General features: G+C 74.5%; 17 protein-coding genes. 6 read left to right on the top strand and 11 right to left on the bottom strand.

Annotation, left to right across the window (positions count from 1 at the left end; genetic code table 11):
• Positions 1-19: 19 nt before the first annotated feature.
• From murG to mraZ, 9 genes are all read right to left on the bottom strand, one after another.
• Entirely contained in the window at positions 20-1126 is a 1107-nt protein-coding gene (murG, locus tag NFX44_RS05830; RefSeq protein ID WP_262282446.1) for an undecaprenyldiphospho-muramoylpentapeptide beta-N-acetylglucosaminyltransferase, read from the bottom strand.
• On the bottom strand, positions 1126-2568 hold the full coding sequence (locus tag NFX44_RS05825; protein WP_262282594.1) for an FtsW/RodA/SpoVE family cell cycle protein: 1443 nt from the start codon (positions 2566-2568) through the stop codon (positions 1126-1128). Before NFX44_RS05825 ends, murG begins: the two co-directional genes overlap by 1 nt.
• A 213-nt stretch (positions 2569-2781) precedes the next feature.
• Positions 2782-3909 (bottom strand): phospho-N-acetylmuramoyl-pentapeptide-transferase, encoded by a 1128-nt coding sequence (mraY, locus tag NFX44_RS05820; RefSeq protein ID WP_262282445.1) that lies wholly within the window; start codon positions 3907-3909, stop codon positions 2782-2784.
• The gene (gene murF, locus NFX44_RS05815) at positions 3906-5303 is read right to left on the bottom strand and encodes a UDP-N-acetylmuramoyl-tripeptide--D-alanyl-D-alanine ligase (protein ID WP_262282444.1); all 1398 of its coding nucleotides are present in this window, start codon (positions 5301-5303) and stop codon (positions 3906-3908) included. Before murF ends, mraY begins: the two co-directional genes overlap by 4 nt.
• Complete coding sequence (locus NFX44_RS05810) at positions 5300-6862, bottom strand: UDP-N-acetylmuramoyl-L-alanyl-D-glutamate--2,6-diaminopimelate ligase (RefSeq protein WP_262282443.1); 1563 nt, start codon at positions 6860-6862, stop codon at positions 5300-5302. The genes murF and NFX44_RS05810 overlap by 4 nt, the downstream gene beginning before the upstream one ends.
• Positions 6863-6914: 52 nt before the next feature.
• A complete protein-coding gene (locus NFX44_RS05805) occupies positions 6915-9119 on the bottom strand; it encodes a penicillin-binding protein 2 (protein ID WP_262282442.1) in 2205 nt (734 codons plus the stop codon).
• A gap of 3 nt (positions 9120-9122) precedes the next feature.
• Entirely contained in the window at positions 9123-9725 is a 603-nt protein-coding gene (locus tag NFX44_RS05800; protein WP_262282441.1) for a hypothetical protein, read from the bottom strand.
• The gene (gene rsmH, locus NFX44_RS05795; protein ID WP_262282440.1) at positions 9722-10831 is read right to left on the bottom strand and encodes a 16S rRNA (cytosine(1402)-N(4))-methyltransferase RsmH; all 1110 of its coding nucleotides are present in this window, start codon (positions 10829-10831) and stop codon (positions 9722-9724) included. Before rsmH ends, NFX44_RS05800 begins: the two co-directional genes overlap by 4 nt.
• 204 nt (positions 10832-11035) lie before the next feature.
• Positions 11036-11467, bottom strand: a complete 432-nt coding sequence (gene mraZ, locus NFX44_RS05790; RefSeq protein WP_091060154.1) for a division/cell wall cluster transcriptional repressor MraZ — start codon at positions 11465-11467, stop codon at positions 11036-11038.
• 355 nt (positions 11468-11822) lie between these two features.
• On the opposite strand from mraZ, the gene NFX44_RS05785 reads away from it, so the two are divergent.
• From NFX44_RS05785 to NFX44_RS05770, 4 genes are read left to right on the top strand one after another with little or no spacing between them, the layout of a single operon-like run.
• A complete protein-coding gene (locus NFX44_RS05785; RefSeq protein ID WP_262282593.1) occupies positions 11823-13070 on the top strand; it encodes a MurT ligase domain-containing protein in 1248 nt (415 codons plus the stop codon).
• Positions 13060-13782, top strand: a complete 723-nt coding sequence (locus tag NFX44_RS05780) for a type 1 glutamine amidotransferase (RefSeq protein WP_262282439.1) — start codon at positions 13060-13062, stop codon at positions 13780-13782. The genes NFX44_RS05785 and NFX44_RS05780 overlap by 11 nt, the downstream gene beginning before the upstream one ends.
• Positions 13779-14492 (top strand): TVP38/TMEM64 family protein, encoded by a 714-nt coding sequence (locus NFX44_RS05775; protein WP_262282438.1) that lies wholly within the window; start codon positions 13779-13781, stop codon positions 14490-14492. The genes NFX44_RS05780 and NFX44_RS05775 overlap by 4 nt, the downstream gene beginning before the upstream one ends.
• A 1-nt stretch (position 14493) precedes the next feature.
• Positions 14494-15258, top strand: a complete 765-nt coding sequence (locus NFX44_RS05770; protein ID WP_262282437.1) for an aminoglycoside phosphotransferase family protein — start codon at positions 14494-14496, stop codon at positions 15256-15258.
• 181 nt (positions 15259-15439) lie between these two features.
• On the opposite strand, the gene NFX44_RS05765 is transcribed toward NFX44_RS05770, so the two are convergent.
• The gene (locus NFX44_RS05765; RefSeq protein WP_262282436.1) at positions 15440-16096 is read right to left on the bottom strand and encodes a response regulator transcription factor; all 657 of its coding nucleotides are present in this window, start codon (positions 16094-16096) and stop codon (positions 15440-15442) included.
• Positions 16093-17286: a sensor histidine kinase gene (locus tag NFX44_RS05760; RefSeq protein WP_262282435.1), complete on the bottom strand. Its 1194-nt coding sequence runs from the start codon at positions 17284-17286 to the stop codon at positions 16093-16095. Before NFX44_RS05760 ends, NFX44_RS05765 begins: the two co-directional genes overlap by 4 nt.
• 131 nt (positions 17287-17417) lie before the next feature.
• Between NFX44_RS05760 and NFX44_RS05755 the strand changes: the two genes are divergently transcribed.
• Together NFX44_RS05755 and NFX44_RS05750 are read left to right on the top strand one after the other, a co-directional pair.
• A complete protein-coding gene (locus NFX44_RS05755) occupies positions 17418-18326 on the top strand; it encodes an ABC transporter ATP-binding protein (RefSeq protein ID WP_262282434.1) in 909 nt (302 codons plus the stop codon).
• Positions 18326-19117 (top strand): ABC transporter permease, encoded by a 792-nt coding sequence (locus NFX44_RS05750; protein ID WP_262282433.1) that lies wholly within the window; start codon positions 18326-18328, stop codon positions 19115-19117. The genes NFX44_RS05755 and NFX44_RS05750 overlap by 1 nt, the downstream gene beginning before the upstream one ends.
• Positions 19118-19131: the final 14 nt, after the last annotated feature.

Raw genomic sequence — 19131 nt, 5'->3', positions numbered from 1 at the left:
CCGGTCGCGGCGGCCCGCATCAGCGGGACACCGCCTCGTAGACGAAGTTCAGCAGTGCCACGTCGCCGTCGCGCCGCCCGTACGCGGCCGCGGCGGTGCCCATCGCGGCGAGCCGCTGCGGGTCCCGGATCAGCGGGATCACCGTGCGCTCCACCCAGGCGGGGGTCACCTCGGCGTCGTCGACGAGCAGCCCGCCGCCGGCCTCCACCACGGGCAGGGCGTTGCGCTTCTGCTCCTGGTTGCTGTGCGGGTAGGGCACGTAGATCGTGGGCAGGCCGATGGCGGCCACCTCGGCGCAGGTCATGGCGCCGCCACGGCCCAGCATCAGGTCGGCGGCCGCGTAGCCCAGCTCCATCTCGGACAGGTAGGGCAGGGTCACGTACGGCACCGGCAGGTCGGTGGGGACGGAGACCGGCTCGTTGCGGGCGCCGATCACGTGCAGCACCTGCACGCCGTTGCGGGCCAGCTCCTTGGCCGCCCCGGAGACCGCCAGGTTGATCGAGCGGGCGCCCTGCGAGCCGCCGGCCACGAAGAGCACCGGCAGGTCGGGACGGAGCCCGAAGTGGGCACGGGCGGCGTTGCGCACGGCGGCCCGGTCCAGCCCGGCGATGCCCCGGCGCAGCGGCACCCCGACCACCCGGGCGTCGCGCAGCGACTCGGCCTGCGCCGGCTGGTGCGGGAAGCCGACCGCGACGTTCTTGGTGAACTTCATCCCGAGCCGGTTGGCGACGCCCGGCGGCACGTTCACCTCGTGGATGACGATGGGCAGCTCGCGCCGCCACGCGGCCAGGTAGCCGGGGACCGAGACGTACCCGCCGAACCCGATCACGACGTCGGCCTGCACCTCGTCGAGCACCTTGCCCGCCGCGCGGGCCGCCTTCCACATCCGGTCCGGCGTGCGCACCAGGCTCATGTTGACCGAGCGGGGCAGCTGGTAGGCCGGGATCTGGCGCAGGTCGTAGCCGGCCGGCGGGATCAGCTCGTTCTCCAGCCCCTTGGGTGTGCCGAGGCAGGTGATCCGGACGCTCGGGTCGTGTCGGCGCAGGCAGTCGGCGAAGGCGAGCAGCGGGTAGATGTGCCCACCCGTACCGCCCCCGCAGAGCACCACCGAACGCAGCGGACCCATCAGCGTCTCCTCTCGCTCGCCGTGCCGGCGCGCGCCCGGTCGGACCGGGCGCCGCGGGCCGCGGCCTGGTCGTCCTGCCGTCGCGGGCGGGACCGGGGCACGAACCCTCGGTCCGCCGGTGGCGACGCCGGGCGGCGGCGCCGGCCGGGAAGCGGCGGCAACGGGGCCCACACTAGTCGGACCCACCGGGCCGGCGGACGGGCATGCAGGGCCCGGGCCGCGTCCGGTTCGGCCCGGGCGAAGGAGGCGAGCATCCCGACCGCGGCCAGGGTCACCACGAGGGCGCTGCCGCCGTCGGAGATGAAGGGCAGGGGTACGCCGGTGAGCGGCAGCAGCCCGGTGACCCCGCCGATGTTGATGACGGCCTGGCCGACCAGCCAGGCGGTGACCCCGGCGGCGGCGAGCCGGCGGAACGGATCCTCCACGCGGCGGGCGATCCGCAGCCCGGAGTACGCCAGCACGGCGAAGAGCACCAGCACCACCGTGCAGCCGACCACCCCCAGCTCCTCGGCGATCACCGCGAAGATGAAGTCGTTGTGGGCCTCGGGCAGCCAGCCGAACTTGGCGCTGCTCTTGCCGAGTCCGACGCCGAACCAGCCGCCGTTCTCCAGCGCGAAGCGGGCCTGGACGAGCTGGTAGCAGTTCGGCAGCTGCTCGTCGAAGCAGGTCTTCGGGTCGGGCGGGTCGAGGAACGAGGTGAGCCGCCCCAGCCGGTAGTTGTCGGCGTCCCGGGACCCGGAGCCGGCGCCGAGCGACGCGGCGGCGACCAGCAGGCCCACGCCGGCCAGGCCGACCGCGGAGAGGGCGGCGAACACCCGCATCCGCACCCCGGCCGCCCAGAGCATCCCGACCACCAGGGCGAGCAGGCACAGCATGCTGCCCAGGTCGTTGTAGCCGACCAGCACGAAGAGCAGGCCGACCACCGGGAACAGCGGGGTGGCCAGCTCCTTCCACCAGCCGAGCGCGGCGCCCTTGCGGGCCAGCACGTGCGCGCCCCAGAGCACCAGCGCGAACTTCGCCACCTCGACGGGCTGCACCGAGATCGGGCCGACGTAGAGCCAGAGCAGCTCGGCCTTGAGCGGGCCGAGCGACGTGACGCGGAACAGCGCCTCCAGCGCGACCAGCAGGTTGAGGACCAGCAGGAGCACCACGGCCACGCCGAGGAAGGGCCGGGCCACCGCCCGGAACGTCCGGCCGGGCAGCCGTTGGCAGGCCCAGAAGGCGACGATCCCGATCACCGCGAAGATCGTCTGCTTGACCAGGGACGCCGTGGCGTTCCCCTCCTCGGCGTAGTCCTTCACGCTGGTGGCGGAGAAGACCATGGTCAGGCCGATCAGCAGCAACAGCCCGGCGCTGGAGAGCAGCAGGTAGTAGGAGGCCAGCGGCCGGGCCAGCAGGCCGCGCAGCGCGGCCAGCCCGCCGGCCGCGTCCAGCCCGAGCAGCGGCCCGGGCGGGTCGGCCGGACGGGTCGCCGCGGGCGGCCGCCGGGCCTGCGTCTCGGTCGCGCCCTCGGTGTTTCTCGCCTCCCCCACCCGCCCATCATGGCGGCTCGACCCGCCCGCCCGTGGCGCAACCGCCCGGTCGGCGTGTCGGAACGCGAAACGGCGGGACCCCTGGTAACGCCCAGGGATCCCGCCGTGACGCAGGGGCAGCGGTCAGCTCATCGCGGCGAGGAACTCGCTGTAGAACAGGCCCAGCGCGATGGCCACGCCGATGCCGGCGATGATCCAGAACCGGACCACGATGTTGACCTCGCTCCAGCCGGCCAGCTCGAAATGGTGCTGGAGCGGTGACATACGGAACACCCGTTTGCCGGTGGTGCGGAACGAGATGATCTGGATCACCACGGACATCGTGATGATCACGAAGAGGCCGCCGATGATCGGCAGCAGCAGGATGGTCCGGGTGGACATCGCCATGCCGGCGATCAGCCCGCCCAGGCCCAGCGCGCCGGTGTCGCCCATGAAGATCCGGGCCGGCGAGGTGTTCCACCACAGGAAGCCCACGCAGGCGCCGGCCGCCGCGCCCGCGATCAGGGCGATCTCCAGCGGGTCCCGGACCGTGTAGCAGTACGCCCCGGCGGGGTAGTTCGGGTCGGCGCACCAGTGCCGGTACTGCCAGAACGCGATGAGCGCGTACGCGGCGAGGACCATCACCGAGGCGCCGGTGGCCAGGCCGTCGAGGCCGTCGGTGAGGTTCACCCCGTTGGTCGCCGCCATCACCACCAGGATGATCACGATGACCGCGCCGATCTTGCCGATCTCCAGGGCCGGGATGTCCCGGATGAAGCTCAGCATGGTGCTGCCGACGGTCTCCGTGTTGGTCGCGTTGCCGCGGACGTCGGTCATGCTGCTCGGGAAGTAGAGCGCCACCACGCCGAAGATCGCGCCGACCAGGATCTGGCCGGCGAGCTTCCCGCGCTTGTTGAGGCCGCCGCTGTGCCGCTTGCGGACCTTCAGGAAGTCGTCGATGAAGCCGACGGCGCCGGAGAACACCATGAGCCCCAGCAGCACCAGCGCCGTGATGGTCGGCTCGACCTGGGCGATCTGCGCGTCCGGCAGGGTGGTCAGGGCCAGGTGGCCGGCGACGTACGCGATCACCGTGGCCAGGATGAAGACCACGCCGCCCATGGTGGGCGTGCCCTTCTTGCCCTGGTGCATGGCCGGGCCCTCGGCCCGGATCGGCTGGCCGGCCTTGAGCCGGGTGAACACCTTGATCGCGATCGGGGTGCAGAAGAGCGAGATGAGGAAGGCGACCCCGATGGCGACGATCACCGCCCTCATGCGGCCGGGCCCTTCTCGGCGTCCGCGCGCAGCGCGTCGGCCACCTCCCAGGTGCGGTACCGGGAGCCCTTCACCAGCACCACGTCACCCGGACGTAGCTCGCTCCGCAGCACCTCGACGACCGCCGCCTGATCGGTGAGCAGCACCGACTCTCCTCCCCAGTTGCTTACCGCTGTCGCGCCTTCGTGGATCGGCGCCGCCGACTCGCCCACCACGAGCAGCCGGTCGACCCCCAGTTCGGCCGCCAGGCGGCCGACCTGCTGGTGCCCCTCCCGTTCGAAGTCGCCCAACTCGGCCATGTAGCCGAGCACCGCGACGGTACGCCCCGTACCGCGCATGCTCGCCAGTGCCCGCAGCGCCACGCCGGTCGAAGCCGGGTTGGCGTTGTACGAGTCGTCGATCACAGTCACCTCGTCGGGGCGCTCGAACACGTCCATCCGGCGGGTGGAGACCAGGCCCAGCTCGCCCAGGGCCACCGCCAGGTCGGCCGGCGGCAGGCCCAGCTCGCGGGCGACCGCCGCGGCGGCCAGCGAGTTGGACACCTGGTGCCGGCCGGTCAGCCCGAGCCGCACCGGGGCGCTCCCCTCCGGCGTGACGAGGGTGTACGACGGACGGCCCCGCCCGTCCAGCGTCACGTCGACCGCGCGCACGTCGGCCCGCTCGGACTCGCCGTAGCGGACCACCCGCGCCGAGGTGCGCGCCGCCATGGCGTCGACCCGGGGGTCGTCGGCGTTGAGCACGGCCAGCCCGTCGGCGGGCAGCGCCTCGACCAGCTCGCCCTTGGCCAGCGCGATGGTCTCCACCGAGCCGAACTCGCCGATGTGCGCGACACCGACGTTGAGCACCACCGAGATCCGGGGCGGCACCACCTCGCACAGGTAGCGGACGTGCCCCACCCCGCGGGCGCCCTTCTCCATCACGAGGTAGCGCGTCTCCGGGCCGGCCTGCAACGCCGTGTACGGGTGCCCCAGCTCGTTGTTGAACGAGCCGGGCGGCGCCACGGTCGGGCCGAGCCGGACGGCCAGCTGGGCGATCAGGTCCTTGGTGGTGGTCTTGCCGGAGGAACCGGTCAGCCCGATGACGGTCAGGCCGGGCAGCCGGTCGACCACCGTGCGGGCCAGCCGCCCCATGGCGTCGAGCGCGTCGCCGACCAGCACCATCGGCACGCCGGGCACCTCGCGGGTGCCGAGCACGGCCACCGCGCCGGAGGAGACCGCGCCGGCCGCGTAGTCGTGCCCGTCCACCTTCTCGCCCGGGAAGGCGACGAAGAGGCCGCCGGGGGTGACCTTGCGGGAATCGAACTCCACCGAGCCGGTCACCCGGGCGTCCGGATCGGCCGCGATGAGCCGGCCGTCGACCGCGGCCGCCACCTCGGCCAGGGTCAGCGGGATCATCGCTGCCCCACCAGGTCGCCGAAGCGGGCGCGCAGCGCCTCTGCCAGCTCCACCCGGTCGTCGAACGGCAGCACCTCGCCGTTGATCTCCTGGCCGCGTTCCTGGCCCTTGCCCAGCAGCGCCACGATGTCCCCCGGTTCCGCCACCCGGACCGCCTCCTCGATCGCGGCCCGCCGGCCGGGCGCCTCGATGATCCGCGCGCCGGTGCCCGCCGCGTACGCGCCGGCCAGCACCTCGGCCCGGATCGTGGCCGGGTCCTCGGTGCGCGGGTTGTCGTCGGTCACCAGCACCACGTCGGCGCCCCGCGCGGCGGTGGCGCCCATCACCGGCCGCTTGCCCCGGTCCCGGTCACCGCCGGCGCCCAGCACGCAGATCAGCCGGCCGCCGGTCAGGCCGCGCAGCGCCACGAGGACCGCCTCGATGGCGTTCGCCTTGTGCGCGTAGTCCACGACCCCGCGTACCGGGGCGTCCCCGCTGACCAGTTCCAGCCGGCCGGGCACCCCGCCGCAGGCCGCCACCCCGCTGGCCGCGGTGGCCGGGTCGACCCCGGCGGCCACCAGGATGGCGACGGCCAGCAGCGCGTTGGCCACGTTGTGCCGGCCGGGCAGGGCCACGCCGGTGGGCAGGGTGATGCCGTCCGGGCCGTGCACGGTGAAGTGCTGTGCGTAGCCCTCGCCGCCGACGCCGTCGGCCCACCAGGTGGCGGTCGGGTCGCCGGCCGCCGAGTAGGTGACGGTCGCCGGCTTGCGCAGCGGCCGCAGCGCCGGGTCGTCGTGGTTGAGCACCTCGACCCGGCAGCGCCCGTCGAAGAGCTTCGCCTTGGCGGCGAAGTAGTCCGCCTCGTCGGCGTGGAAGTCCAGGTGGTCGGAGCCGAAGTTGGTGTAGCCGCCGACGTCGAACCGGACCCCGCCGACCCGGCCCATGGCCAGGGCGTGGCTGGAGACCTCCATGACCACGGTGTCGACCCCCTGCTCGCGGGCCACCGCCAGCATGGCGTGCAGGTCGGTCGCCTCGGGCGTGGTCCGGACGCTGTCGATCACCAGGTCGCCGAGGCGGGTCTCCACCGTGCCGATCAGGCCGGTGGTGTGCCCGGCCGCGCGCAGCCCGGACTCGATGAGGTAGCTCGTGGAGGTCTTGCCGGCGGTGCCGGTCACGCCGATCATGGTCAGCCCGGCGGTCGGGTCGCCGTAGGCGGTGGCGGCGACCTCGCCGAGCACCGCCCGGGGGTCCTCGACGACCAGCACGGGCAGGCCCGCTCCGGCGGCCAGCGCGACGCCGGCCGGGTCGGTCAGCAGGGCCACCGCGCCGGCTCCGGCCGCGGCGGCGGCGAACTCCGCGCCGTGCCGGCGGGCACCGGGCAGGGCCGCGTACAGGTCGCCGGGGCGGACCTCCTGGCTGGCGTGGGTCACCCCGGTGACGGCCACCTCGGCGGCCCCCTCCGGCGGCGCGACGGCCAGCCGGGCGGCGAGGTCGCCGAGCCGGACGGGATTCACGGTGGCGGGTCGTGGATTGCCGGGCACGGCGTCAGACCCTACCCGGTCGTCCGGTTCCGACCGCACAGCCGCCCCGGTGGTTCGTCGCCACTCACCGATCATGTCCCGCCCCGCCGGTTCAGTGCGGAAAGACCTCGAACTTCGGGGACTTGTTGGTCGCCGAGGGCGGCACCCGGTAGTGCCGGAGAGTGAAGGACATCATCTCCCGGAAGGCCGGCGCGGCCACCGCCCCGCCCTCGCCGCCCGGGCTCCAGGCGAAGACCGCCACCACATACCGGGGCTTCTCCGCCGGGGCCATCCCGATGAACGAGGCCACATCGCCGGGCTGGCGCTTGCCGTTCTCGTAGCGCAGGCCGGTGCCGGTCTTGCCGGCCACCCGGTAGCCGGGCACAGCGGCGGCCAGGCCGGTGGCCCGCCCGTCCGGACCGTCGACGGTGGTGACCGCCTCCAGCATCCGGCGCAGCGCGGCCGCGTTGGCCGGGCTGAGCACCGAGCGGGTGACCGGGGCGGCGGCCGGCTTCTTCTTCCCGTCCGGGCCGATCACCTGCTTGATCAGGTGCGGCTGCACGTACCTGCCGTCGTTGGCGATGGCGGCGTACGCCGCGGCCATCTGCAACGGGGTGGCGTCCACGCTGTGCCCGATCGGCACCGACCCGTACGACGAGTCGCTCCACTGGTCGGCCGGGAGCAGCCGTCCGCTGGCCTCCCCCGGCATGCCCTCACCGGTGGGCTGGCCCAGCCCGAACCGCTTCTGGTAGTCGATCAGGCGATCCGGGCCCAGCTTGTCGGCGATCTTGATGGTGCCGACGTTGGAGGAGAAGGCGAGCATCCCCGGGATGCTCATCGTCCGCCCGTTGGCCGGGTGGGTGTCGCTGAAGGGCGTGTCGCCCTTCTGGATGCTGTTCGCCACCGGGAAGGTGGTGTCCGGGGTGATGACGCCCTCCTGGAGGGCCGCGCCGTAGGTGATCGCCTTGTGGATCGAGCCCGGGTCGACGATGAAGCTGGTGGCGGCGTCCTCGCGGTCGGCCGGAGAGTTGACCCTGGTGGGGTCGGCCGCGTTGTAGGTGGGGTAGCTGGCCTGGGCCAGCACGTCGCCGGTGCCGACCTCGATGACCACGGCGGCGCCCACGCTGTTCCGGGTCCCGGCCATCCCGTCGGACAGGATCCGCTGCGTCTGGAACTGGAGGTCGCGGTCGATCGTGAGCTCCAGCGAACTGCCCGGTTGCGCCGGGGTGGTCTGGCTGTAGCCGCCCGGGATGGGCGCGGCCAGGTCGCCCTGCCCCACCTCGTACCGCTTCCGGCCGGGCTTGCCCTCGAGGACGTCGTCGTACTTCGCCTCCAGCCCCTCGAGCCCGGTCATGTCCTGGCTGACGAAGCCGATGAGGTTGGCGGCCAGGTCGCCGCCGGGCACCTCGCGCCGCTCGTCGCGGTGCACGCCGATGCCGGCCAGGTCCAACGCCATGATCTGCTTGGCCCGGTCGATGTCGACGCCGCGCGCCAGGTACTCGAACTGCGACCAGCCGCCGCCGGGCAGCTTGCGGGCCTTCATTTTCCCGGCCAGCTCGGAGGCGGGCACGCCGAGCAGCGGGGACAGCAGCTTGGCGGTGGCGACCGGGTTCTTGACCTGGGTCGGGTCGGCGAAGACGTACCGCGCCTCGACGCTGTGCGCCAGCGGGGCGCCGGTGCGGTCGTAGATCGCCCCGCGCGGGGCCGGCAGCTCGACCACGGCGAGCCGGCTGTCCAGCCCGCCGTCGGCGTACGCCGGGGTGCTGGCGGCCTGCAGGTAGACCAGCCGGATGCCGATGGTGGTGAAGAGCGCCAGCACGAGCAGCGTGCCGAGCCGCAGCCGGCGGCGCGGGTCGGCGAGCTTCGGCGGGCGGCGCGGCTTGCGGACCGGCCGCCGGGCGGCGGCCGGCCGCGCGGGGCGGCGCGGTCCGGGGCGGCGCCGCGGCGGCGCCGGCTCGTCGTCGTCGAACGGCTCGCGCACCGGCCGGGCGGAGACGGTCCGCACCACCCCGGCCCGGCCGCCGGACGCGGTCTCCCGGCGGCCGGCGCGGGTCGCCCCGGTGCGGCCGCCGTCGAGCACCTGCAACGCCGGGCGGAACGGATCGCCGGAGCGGCTGCTGCGCGGGGTACGCCGTTGCTCGGCGCCCCCACCGGCACGGGCCGCGCCGCCGCCCTCCCGGATGGTCCGGCCCCGCGGTGTGTACGCCCGGGCGTCGGAGATCCCGCCGACGCCCGGCTCCCGGTGCTCGTCGCCCCGGGACGAGCCGCGCCGGGAGCCCTTGGCGTCCCGGCGCGGTTCATCCGATCTCGGCGGCACTGCTCAGCCTCCGTTGCCCTGCTGGCTGGTGATCGCCGGCGCCCCCTCCACCGGGTGCGGGACGCCGATCACCTTCCCGTCCGGCAGCCGGATGTAGGCCAGCTCGTCGGAGTCGACCAGGCCCAGCTTGCGGGCGTTGGCGGTCAAATTGCCGGGCGCCTTCTGGTCGGCGATCTCCTTCTCCAACTGCTGCTGGTCGACGTCGAGCTTCGCCTGCTGCTGCTGGAGCTTCTCCAGCTTGAAGGCGTTCTCGTTGATCTTGGTGTTGACCGCCAGGATGCCGAGCACCCCGCCGACCACGAGCACCAGGATCAGCCCGACGAACGGCGCCCGCGGCACGCGGACCGGCGGCGGCGGGGCGACCCGCAGCCGCGGCGAGGTGTCGCCGGTGCTCCGGGCCCGCTCGGCCGGCCGCAGCGCGGCACTGCCCTGGGTCGGGAACTCGCGCGCCCCCCGGGCGCGAGCCTCCCCCCGGCGGTCCGGCCGGTCGGCCGCCGCCGTCGACGTGGTGCCGCGCGGGGCACGCTGCGCCGCGGTCCGGCCCCCCGACCGCGGTGCGCGCTGCCCGATGCCGGTGTCCCGGCCGTCGCGCTGGTTGACGTTCATGTCCCCTCCCCCTCTTCGTCCGTCCCGTTCCCGTCCCCCGGCGCCGACCGCGGGTCCGTTCCGGACCCCGGTGACCCCGTCCCCGGTTGGTGCATCGCCTTCACCCGGCGGCGGTACCGTTCGCGGTCGGTACGCCCCTGCCGGGTCGCCTCCGGGTCGAGCCGTTCCGCGGCCCGCAGCCGCACCGAGGCGGCACGCGGGTTCGCCGCGACCTCGGCCTCCCCGGGCAGCTCCGCGCCCCGGCTGAGCAGCCGGAACGTCGGACCCGACCCGGGCAGTTCGACCGGGAGGTCGACCGGGCCCTTACTGCGGACCCGGTCGGCGAGCGCCTGCTTGGTGAGCCGGTCCTCCAGCGAGTGGTAGGACAGGACCACCATGCGGCCGCCCACGGTGAGCTTGTCCAGAGCGGCCGGCAGCGCCGTCTCCAGCGCTGCCAGTTCTCTGTTTACCTCGATCCGTAAAGCCTGAAACGTTCTCTTTGCCGGGTGTCCCCCGGTTCGTCGGGCTGGTGCCGGAATGCTCTCCCGGACCAGCTCGGCCAGTCGCGCCGACGAGGTGATCGGCGTGCGCTCGCGCTCGCGGATGATCGCCGAGGCGATCCGCCCGGCGAACTTCTCCTCGCCGTACACCCGCAGCACCCGGGCCAGGTCCGGGTGGGCGTAGGTGTTGACCACCTCCTCGGCGGTCACCCCCCGGGTCTGGTCCATCCGCATGTCCAGCGGCGCGTCCTGCGCGTACGCGAACCCGCGGTCGGGCGCGTCCAGTTGCAGGGACGAGACGCCGAGATCGAACAGGATCCCGTCGATCGCCGGGTAGCCCAGCCGGTCGAGCACCTCGGGCAGCTCGTCGTAGACGGCGTGCTCCAGGTGGATCCGGTCGGCGAACCGGGCCAGCCGGACCCGCGCGTGGGCGAGGGCCTCGGTGTCCCGGTCCAGGCCGATGAGCACCGTGTCCGGGTGCGCCTCGAGCACCGCCTCGGCGTGCCCGGCCAGGCCGAGCGTGGCGTCGACATGAACGGTGCGGCCGGGCCGGCCCAGCGCGGGGGCCAGCAACTCGAGACACCGCTCGAGCAGCACCGGCACGTGCGTGCCGCGTAGCTCCCCCATCTCGACCCCCACTGGTTGAAACCCGATTCCGTCCTTGTGTCCGTCGTCGTCACGGCGCCTCGTCATACCGCCAGATCCCCATCCGCTCCCGCCCGCCGGAGGCCGCGGCCCTCCGTATCGGATCGTGCGCCTGGCACCGGGGAAGGGGTGCCAGGAACTCGAAAGCGGCTGGAGATCTCGCAGTACGTCGGGCGCCGTCACGCCCTACAGACCGCCGGGCAGCACCCCCTCCTCGATGTCGGCGAAGTCGTCTTCGCTCTCCGCGAGGTAGGCCTCCCAGGCCGCCCTGTCCCAGATCTCCACCCGGGTGCTCGCCCCGATCACGACCAGCTCGCGGTCGAGCGCGGCGTACGACCGGAGGTGCCCGGGGATGGTCACCCGTCCCTGCTTGTCCGGCACCTCGTCGTGCGCGCTCGCGAAGAAGACCCGGCTGTAGGCCCGGGCCGCCTTGCTCGTCATCGGCTGCGCGCGCAACTGGTCGGCGATCCGCTGGAACTCGGGCATCGGGAAGACGTAGAGGCAGCGCTCCTGCCCTTTGGTGATCACGACACCCCCCGCCAGCTCATCCCGGAACTTCGCCGGAAGGATCAACCGGCCTTTGTCGTCCAGGCGCGGAGTGTGAGTGCCGAGGAACATCGGCCCAACCCCCTCGCCCTGAGCGGCGTTCGCGGCGCCGCTGACCCCCCGGGCCGGTGTGGCCCTCCCGGCCTCACCATCGCGCCCCACTCTACTCCACTTCCCTCCACCCGCAACCGGAAACGCCCGCGTGGCGCGTCGTTTGCGCGCGCAAAACAGCACGTCAACGGGGGTGGGGCCGAGTGGAGGGCCCCGGCGCGCCCCGTGGGCGGTCCGCTTCCCGACATTGATCGACTCCGTCCGGCGGACCGCGCGGTGGCCGTCCGCCGGAGCTCCCCGGCCGAACGGATCGCCGTCGGCGGCGATCTGGGGGGCCCGGTGGTCCGGTAACCTCGCTCGGGTGACGGACGCGAAGATGCCCCTGCGGGCAAAGGTGGCCAGCTCCGTGTCGCGGACCGCCGCGGCGCTGTCGCGGGCCGCGGGTCGTGGCGACGGCTCGGTCATCGGCGGGTGGATCGGCCTCAAGATCGACCCGGACCTGCTCGCCCACCTCTCGGCCGGGCGGGCCATCGCCCTGGTGTCCGGCACCAACGGCAAGACCACCACCACCCGGCTCACCACCGCCGCCGTCGGCGTGCTCGGCCGGGTCGCCACCAACTCCTTCGGCGCCAACATGCCCACCGGGCACACCTCGGCGCTGGCCAAGGCCGGCAGCACCCCCTACGCGGTGCTGGAGGTGGACGAGCACTACCTCGCCCAGGTGCTGGAGGCCACCGAGCCGCACGTCGTGGCGCTGCTGAACCTCTCCCGCGACCAGCTGGACCGGGCCAAGGAGGTCGCCATGATGGCGCAGCTCTGGCGCGCCGCGCTGGTCCGGCACACCGACGTGCGGGTGGTCGCCAACGCCGACGACCCCATGGTGGTGTGGGCCGCCACCCCGCCGGCCGACCCGGCCCAGGGCCACGTCCCGCCGCACGTCACCTGGTTCAGCGCCGGTCAGCGCTGGCACGACGACTCCTGGGTCTGCCCCGAGTGCGGCTCCACCATCCAGCGCTCCGGCGAGCAGTGGTGGTGCACCGGTTGCCCGCTGCGCCGCCCCCAACCGCAGTGGACCGTCGAGGACGACGGGGTGCTCGACCCCAGCGGCGCCTGGCACAAGGTGCAGCTCCAGCTCCCCGGAAAGGTCAACCTCGGCAACGCGGCCACCGCCCTGGCCGTCGCCGCCGAGTTCGGGGTACGCCCCGTGGACGCGGTCTCCCGGCTCGGCTCGGTCACCTCGGTGGCCGGCCGCTACGCCCAGGTCGACCGGGACGGGCGCAACATCCGGCTGCTGCTGGCCAAGAACCCGGCCAGCTGGCTGGAGGCGTTCGACATGGCCGACGTCGCGCCGACACTGCTCTCCATCAACGCGCGCGACCCCGACGGGATGGACACCTCCTGGCTCTTCGACGTCGACTTCTCCCCGCTGGCCGGCCGGCAGGTGCTGATCACCGGCGACCGGGCGTACGACCTGGCGGTCCGGCTCGACGTCAACGGCGTGCCGTTCCAGCACGTCCGGACCTTCGACGACGCGGTCCGGGCCGTCCCGCCGGGCCGGCTGGAGGTCATCGCCAACTACACCGCCTTCCAGGACATCCGAGCGGAGCTGGACCGTGTCAACTGAGAGCCTGCGCATCGTCTGGATCTATCCCGACCTGCTGTCCACCTACGGCGACCGGGGCAACGCGCTGATCCTGGCCCGCCGGGCCCAGCAGCGCGGCATGCCGGTCGAGGTGCTGGAGGTCCGCTCCGACCAGCGGCTGCCCGCCACTGCCGACATCTACCTGATCGGCGGCGGCGAGGACGGCCCGCAGGCGCTGGGGGCGCAGCGGCTGATCGCCGACGGCGGCCTGCACCGGGCGGTGGCCCAGGGCTCGGTCGTGTTGGGCGTCTGCGCCGGCTACCAGCTGCTGGGCACCTCCTTCTTCGCCAAGGGCACCCGGTGCACCGGGCTGGAGCTGCTCGACATCTCGTCCGACCGGGGTCCCACCCGGGCGGTCGGCGAGCTGGCCGGCGAGGTCGACCCGCGGCTGGGCATCCCCTACCTGACCGGGTTCGAGAACCACGGCGGCCGCACCCACCTCGGGCCCGGCGTGTCGCCGCTGGCGCGGGTTACCGCCGGGGTCGGCAACGACGGCACCACCGAGGGGGCCTGGCGCGGCAAGCTGCTCGGCACCTACTCGCACGGCCCGGCGCTGGCCCGCAACCCCGCCCTGGCCGACCTGCTGCTGCGCTGGGCGACCGGCGTCCACCAGCTCCCCCCGCTCGACGACACCTGGGCCGACCGGCTCCGGTCCGAGCGCCGCGCCGCGGTGGCCGCCGCCGCGAGGGCATGACCGGCACCGCCCGACCGTGGCGGCGACGATCCCGCCGGCTCGCCCGGTTGCTCCGGCAGCCGTCGGCGCGCCGGTTCGCGCTGCTGCTTCTGCTGCTCGCCGGGTGTGGGATCACGCTGCTGCTGGTCCCCCACCCGGACCCGGGTGACCTGCCCCGGGTCGCCCACTCGCTCGGCGCGTTCGCGCCGGTCGCCGCCGTGGTCGGCGGCGCGCTGCTGCTCGTGGCGCTGGTCCCGCGTACCTTCGTCACGCTGGCCGCCGGCGCGATCTTCGGTCCGGTGCAGGGCGCCGCGTACGCCCTCGGCGCGGCGCTGCTCGCGGCGGCCCTCGGCTTCGCGGTCGGCCGCCTGCTGGGCCGGCAGTTCGTCGCCGAGCGGGTCCGCGGCCGGCTGGCCCGGCTCGACGGTTGGTTCGCCCGGCAGAGCGTATTCGGCGTGATGACCGTCCGGCTGCTGCCGATCGCCGGGTTCGGGCTGGTCAGCTACGGCTACGGCACCACCGGGGCGCGGCTGCTGCCGTTCCTGGCCGGCAGCGTGATCGCCGCCGCCCCCACCGCCATCGGCTACGCGGCCATCGGCGCGGCGGTCAGCTCCCCCGACTCGATCAACTGGTACGCCGCCGCCCCGGCCAGCCTCGGCCTGATCGCCAGCGTGCTCATCATCCACCGCTGGTGGCGCGCGGAGCGGCACCGCCGGCTGGGCCCGAGCTGAGGTGGCCGCCGCGGAGGAGCGGCTGCCCGGCGGCTTCGTCACCGAGGTGGTCCGGATCGGCGACACCGTACGCCGCTCTCCCCCGGCGCGGGCCGGGTTCGTGACCGCCCTGCTGCGGCACCTGGCCACGACCGCGCCCGGCCTGGCGCCGCGCCACCTCGGGGTGGACGAGCAGGGCCGGCAGGTGCTGACCCACCTCCCGGGGCGGGTGCCCTGGCGGGACCGGGAGGATCCGGCCTTCTTCGCCGACCCGGCCCTCGCCCGGCTGGCCGGGCTGATCCGGGCGCTGCACGACGCCTGCGCCGGAACCCCGCTGGCCGGCGACGCCGAGACGGTCTGCCACCGGGACCTGTCGCCGAAGAACACCGTCTACCGGGACGCGCCGGCCGGCCCGCTGCCGGTGGCGTTCCTGGACTGGGACCTGGCGGGGCCGGGCCGGCGGATCGAGGACGTGGCCTTCGCCGGCTGGCACTGGGCCGCGCTGGGCGGCGACGCCGACCCGGCCGAGCTGGCCCGGCGCGGCCGGGTGCTGTGCGACGCCTACGAGGCGGTCGCCCCCGGGGTGGCGCTGCCCCGCGGCGAGCTGGTCGCCGTCATGCTCGACCAGCTCGACGGGACCTGGCGGGGCATCGACGCCGGCGCCGACCGGGACGAGCCGGGCATGCGCCGGCTCCGGGCGGCGGGCGCCGTCGACGCGGTACGCGGCTGGCACGAGTGGCTGCTCCACCACCGCCCGGCGGTCGAGGCGGCGCTCGCCGCCGCGTGACGCCCCCACCGTCGATCCGCCGGCGCACACCGGGCGAGGCGACCGGGTGTCCGCGAGCGGCTGTGGAGCTGACGTCGGTAACGACTCATGAGGCGGCCACCGGCCTCGACCGCGATGCCGCACACGGTCGCCGCTCGGTGTCCTGCGCGACGGACCGCCACCGCATCGGCGATGGATCGCCTCAGCGGGGCGGAGCGACCAGGCCGGCCTCGTAGGCGGCGATCACCAGGTGCACCCGGTCCCGGGCGGTCAGCTTGCCGAAGAGGCGGGCCACGTGCGCCTTGGCGGTGGCTGGACTGATCACCAGTTCCGCCGCGATCTCCGTGTTGGACAGTCCGCGGGCGACGAGCGTGAGCACCTCCCGCTCCCGGTCGGTGACCCCCGGCAGGGCACGCGGTCGGGGCGCCGGGGCGGGACGGCGGGCGAACTCGGCGATGAGCCGCCGGGTGACGCCCGGTGCGATCAGCGCGTCGCCGGCCGCCACCACCCGCACCGCGCCCAGTATCTCCTCCAAGGCCATGTCCTTGACCAGGAATCCGCTCGCGCCGGCGCGCAGCGCCGCGTGCACGTGCTCGTCGTCGTCGAAGGTGGTGAGCACGAGGACCCGGCTCGGCCCGCCGGCCGCGACGATGTCCCGGGTCGCCGCGATCCCGTCGGTACCGGGCATCCGCAGGTCCATCAGGACCACGTCGGGGAGCAGTTTCCGGGCCGACCGGACGGCTTCGGCGCCCGTCCCGGCCTCACCGACGACCACCAGGTCCGGCGCGTCGGCCATGAGGACCCGCAACCCGGCCCGCACCAGCGGCTGGTCGTCGACGAGGAGGACGCGGATCGTCACCGCGGGCTCACCGGCAACACGGCGGCCACCCGGAAGCCGCCCTCCGGTCGCGGCCCGGCGGTGAACCGGCCGCCGAGCAGCGTGGCCCGTTCCCGCATGCCGACGATCCCGTGCCCGTCACCGCCGAGCGGGCCACCGCGACCGTCGTCCAGCACCTCCACGTGGACGCCGCCCGACGCGTGCCGAACGGTCACCCGGCACTGCCGCACCCGCGCGTGCCTCACCACGTTGGTCAGCGCCTCCTGCACAATCCGGTACGCGGCCAGCTCCACCTCGGTGGGCAGCGGGCCCGGCTCGCCGCCGACGGTGAGCGTCACCCGCACCCCGGCGTCGGCCGCGGCCCCGACCAGCCGGTCCAGGTCGGACAGTCCGGGCGTGGGGTCCAGCGCCGCCGCCGCGCCGTCGGGGCGACGCAGCGCGCCGAGGGTACGGCGTAGCCCGGCCAGCGTCTCCCGGCTGGTGGTCTCGATGGTGGCGAGCGCGGCGCGCGCCTGCGCGGGCTGGCTGTCGATGACCCGGGCGCCGACGCCGGCCTGGATGGCGATCACGCCGATGCTGTGCGCCACCACATCGTGCAGCTCCCGCGCGATCCGCAGCCGTTCGACGGTGACCGCATCGGTGGCGGCGTGCGCCCGCAACTGCTCGGCGTGCCGCCGGCGGGCGAGCACCGAGTTGCCGACCACCCAGGCGGCGAGGACCGCCGGGACGGACAGGGTGGCCCGGTCCAGCGCGTTGCTGGCGGAGTTCACGAAGGCCGCGGCCACCTGCACCAGGAGCACCATGCCCGCCGCGGGCACCGACACCCGGCGCGGGCCCCGGGCCGCGACCACCCCGAGCATCGCGTCGACGACGAGGAACTGCAGGTACCAGACAGCGGCCAGGTAGCCCTCGTCCCACGCGTTCGTGGTGGCGGTGACCAGCGACGCCCCGGCGAGCATCAGGCCGAGGGCGAGCAGCGGCCGGCGGCGCAGCATGCCGACGGGCAGCAGCACCGCCAGGAGCGGCGCGAGGTACCGCACGGGGAGCACGGGCAGGCTGCCGTCAGGGGTGGGGACGGGCAGCACCGGCCCACCCATGCCGGAGGTCGACGCGAGCAGCACCACGGCGGGCAGCAGCGCGACCGCGGACCAGATCAGGACCGTCCGCACCCGTCGAGCCACGACGCGCGGACGCGGGACGACCGCCTCCATGGGCCCACCGTAGTCAGCGACGACTCTCTGGTCATCGGCCGACGGGCGTACGCCCGGGGGCGGGGTGTCGCCGGCCGGGTGTGGTCGCCGGCACGACGACCCGGCGGCCGGGACGCGGGATCGTCGAGGCCATGATCGAGCTCAGGGACCTCACCAAGCGGTACGGCGGGACGACCGCCGTCAACCGGCTGACCCTCACCGTCCGGCCCGGACACGTCACCGGATTCCTCGGACCGAACGGCGCCGGAAAGTCCACCACGCTCCGGCTCGTCCTCGGCCTGCACCGTCCGACCGGCGGGACTGCCCTGGTGGACGGGCGGCCGTTCGCCAGCCGGCCGCGCGGGCTGCGCCACGCCGGCGCGCTGCTGGACGCCGGCGACGTGCACGGCGGGCGGAGCGCGCGGGCGCACCTGGCGGCCCTGGCCCGCAGCAACGGGCTTCCCCGCTCCCGCGCGGCGGAGGTGCTGGACCAGGTCGGTCTGACCGAGGTGGCGAGGCGCCGGATCGGCGGGTTCTCGCTCGGCATGCGGCAGCGTCTCGGGATCGCCGCCGCGCTGCTCGGCGACCCGCCGGTGCTCCTCTTCGACGAGCCGTTCAACGGCCTCGACCCGGAGGGGGTGCGCTGGGTGCGCGGCCTGTTCCGCCGGCTCGCCGCCGAGGGCCGGACCGTGCTCGTCTCCAGCCACCTGATGAGCGAGATGGAGCAGACCGCCGATCACCTCGTGGTCATCGGACGGGGCGAACTGCTCGTCGACGAGAGCCTCGCCGCGTTCGCCGCCCGCAACGCCCGAGCCCAGGTCGCCGTGCGTACGTCCGACCCGGCCACGCTCGGCACCGCGCTCGCGGCGGCGGGCGGCACCGTGACCCACGACGGCGGGACGAGGCTCACCGTCACCGGGCTGCCTGTCGACCGGATCGGCGAGCTGGCGTTCCGGGCCGGCGTCGCCGTGCACGAACTCCACACCCGGACCGCGTCCCTGGAGGAGGCGTTCATGGACCTCACCGCCGACCGACTCGACTACGCCGCCGGAGGCCGCTGATGGGTGCCCGTTTCCGTGACGTGCTCGCCGCCGAGTGGATCAAGCTGTGGTCGCTGCGCTCCACGTACGGGTCGGTGGCGTTGATCGCGGTGTCGGCGGTGCTGTTCAGCATCCGCGCCGCTCTCGCCGACCACCACAACTGGCCCGGCTACTCCCCCGGACGCCGGGCCGCGTTCGACCCGATCCACGACGCGTTTCCCGAGGAGGGGTGGCTGTTCGTCATCCTCGCGGCCGGCGCGGTGGGCGCCGTGATGATCGCCGGCGAGTACGCCAGCGGCCAGATCCGCGCGACGCTGATCGCGGTGCCGGACCGCCGCGCCGTGGTGAGCGCGAAGGTCGTGGTGCTGGCCGCCGTCATGCTGGTGGTCGGCGCGGTCGCCGCCACGGCGTCGTTCGGGGTGTCCCAGGCGATCCTCGCCGACCGGGGCGCCGGGGCGTCGATCGGCGAGCCCATGACGTTGCGCGCCGTCGCGGCGTCAACGCTGCTGGTGCCGGTCTGCGCGCTCATCGGATTCGGCGTCGGCGCCCTGGTGCGACACACCGCACCGGCGCTCGTGGTCACCACGACGCTGTTGCTGCTCGCCCCGCTGGCCTTCGACATCAACCAGCGGTGGACCGCGGCGATCCACAACGCGCTGCCGGTGCCGGCCTGGGAGCGTCTGGTCGGGAACCCGTACGTGCTGCCGAACCTGCATGTGGCGACCGTGCCCGGCTCCTGGGCGGTGTTCGCGGTCTGGCCGGTGGCAGCCGCCTTCCTCGCCGCGGTCGTCGTGCACCGCCGCGAACCCTGACCTGTCGTGGGGGC

This window comes from Micromonospora sp. MA102 (genome assembly GCF_025460765.1).
In the GTDB taxonomy this organism is placed as follows: domain Bacteria; phylum Actinomycetota; class Actinomycetes; order Mycobacteriales; family Micromonosporaceae; genus Micromonospora; species Micromonospora halotolerans.
Note: the sequence above shows the minus strand (reverse complement) of the source record. Positions and strands in the feature narration are given on the sequence as shown.

Excerpts from the sequence above, each read along its gene's own strand:
- mraY (WP_262282445.1), bottom strand. The coding sequence starts at position 3,909 with ATGAGGGCGGTGATCGTCGCCATCGGGGTCGCCTTCCTCATCTCGCTC.
- NFX44_RS05775 (WP_262282438.1), top strand. The coding sequence starts at position 13,779 with ATGACCGGCACCGCCCGACCGTGGCGGCGACGATCCCGCCGGCTCGCC.
- murF (WP_262282444.1), bottom strand. The coding sequence starts at position 5,303 with ATGATCCCGCTGACCCTGGCCGAGGTGGCGGCCGCGGTCGACGGCCGG.
- NFX44_RS05750 (WP_262282433.1), top strand. The coding sequence starts at position 18,326 with ATGGGTGCCCGTTTCCGTGACGTGCTCGCCGCCGAGTGGATCAAGCTG.
- mraZ (WP_091060154.1), bottom strand. The coding sequence starts at position 11,467 with ATGTTCCTCGGCACTCACACTCCGCGCCTGGACGACAAAGGCCGGTTG.
- NFX44_RS05800 (WP_262282441.1), bottom strand. The coding sequence starts at position 9,725 with ATGAACGTCAACCAGCGCGACGGCCGGGACACCGGCATCGGGCAGCGC.
- NFX44_RS05785 (WP_262282593.1), top strand. The coding sequence starts at position 11,823 with ATGCCCCTGCGGGCAAAGGTGGCCAGCTCCGTGTCGCGGACCGCCGCG.
- rsmH (WP_262282440.1), bottom strand. The coding sequence starts at position 10,831 with ATGGGGGAGCTACGCGGCACGCACGTGCCGGTGCTGCTCGAGCGGTGT.
- NFX44_RS05760 (WP_262282435.1), bottom strand. The coding sequence starts at position 17,286 with ATGGAGGCGGTCGTCCCGCGTCCGCGCGTCGTGGCTCGACGGGTGCGG.
- murG (WP_262282446.1), bottom strand. The coding sequence starts at position 1,126 with ATGGGTCCGCTGCGTTCGGTGGTGCTCTGCGGGGGCGGTACGGGTGGG.
- NFX44_RS05755 (WP_262282434.1), top strand. The coding sequence starts at position 17,418 with ATGATCGAGCTCAGGGACCTCACCAAGCGGTACGGCGGGACGACCGCC.